Source organism: Mesorhizobium sp. M0244, assembly GCF_040321795.1.
Lineage (GTDB): Bacteria > Pseudomonadota > Alphaproteobacteria > Rhizobiales > Rhizobiaceae > Mesorhizobium.
The window spans coordinates 1-1,112 of record NZ_JAMYSE010000224.1; the positions used below are offsets into that span (position 1 = coordinate 1).

Sequence of the window (1,112 nt, forward strand, 5' to 3'; positions counted from 1 at the left end):
TGCACGAAGTTCCGCCTTTGGATCAGCGCTGCCTCGCGATCATTGCGACCTGCCGGCTTCTGATGGTGTCGGCCAGCACGCCGAAAATCCGTGCAGCGAAGGCCCAGCTGAATTTGCCGCAGGTGAATGTCAACGGATCATGGCTGGCAGGCTCGACGTGCCAAGAATGGGGCAGGATATCGCGCTTAGCCGTTGCCGCTTTGGACAGGGTGCTAGCCTGGCGGTTGTCGTGGTTAATCCGGGGCAGGTGACAGCCTACGCCAATGCGCTCGGCAAGCGGGCCAGGACCGACACCACCGATGCTGCTGTAACGCTGCCTTCGTTGGGTCGAGCAAGCGGCAAGTGCCCGTTGCGCGGCACCGAAACCGAGGCCCTGGCCGGGCTCGTCGCTCGCCGCCGTCAGATTGTGCGGATGATCGCAGCCGAGAGAGCCATGCCCGCACCGCCATGGCAACGCAGGCACCAAAGAGCATCCAGCCAAAAGGAAAAAGACCGGCTGGAGAAGGTGTTGTTTCGCGGTTATTTCCGATCGCTTAGACTCAATTAGGCGACTTTGAGATCTTTCATCGCCTTTTCAACGACATCCTTGATCGGCCTCGATACATCTTCGGCAGCCTTGGTCGTCACGGCCTGAAATTCCTTGGCCTGCTCGACGGTCTTTTCGAGCTGCGTGCGCAAGAAGGCAGTCTGCAGTTCGATGAACTCGGACGGCGACTTCACGGCAACCAGGGCTTCGAGGTGCGAGAAGCCGGCTTCGGCATTGGCGCGCAGAGCAGCAATTGTCTTCAGCGACAACTCGTTGCCGACGGTCTTGGCGGTTTCGAAGCTCGACTGCAGAGCCTTCTGGGTCGTCTCGGTGCCTGACGCAAATTTCGCATAGGCTTCTTTCGACTGCTCGACGCCCTTTTCGGCGACAGCGCGGACCTGGTCGGCAGCCTTCGACGCGTCGAAGGTGGGGAATGCGGTATTTTCAACGGTGTCAGCGGTCTTGGCCATAGTTTCCATCCTTTCCGGTGGACGGCCTTTCACAAAAGCCGTCTCGTTCATTTACGAAACTGACGTTACGGCATTTATAGTGCATTGCAATATTTTTGTGCGACGCACCATCCCTC

At 58.6% G+C, this 1,112-nt stretch carries 1 protein-coding gene and 1 pseudogene; one reads left to right on the forward strand and one right to left on the reverse strand.

The annotated features are described in order from the left end of the window. Window positions 1-211: 211 nt before the first annotated feature. Window positions 212-314, forward strand: a pseudogene (locus tag NKJ08_RS39230) (IS110 family transposase); the annotation flags it as partial. Between the two features lie 229 nt (window positions 315-543). Here NKJ08_RS39230 and NKJ08_RS38755 read toward each other — a convergent pair. After that, window positions 544-1,005 carry a phasin gene (locus NKJ08_RS38755; protein WP_352531729.1) on the reverse strand — a complete coding sequence of 154 codons (462 nt, stop codon included), beginning with the start codon at window positions 1,003-1,005 and terminating at the stop codon, window positions 544-546. Window positions 1,006-1,112: the final 107 nt, after the last annotated feature.

Excerpts from the sequence above, each read along its gene's own strand:
- NKJ08_RS38755 (WP_352531729.1), bottom strand. The coding sequence starts at position 1,005 with ATGGAAACTATGGCCAAGACCGCTGACACCGTTGAAAATACCGCATTC.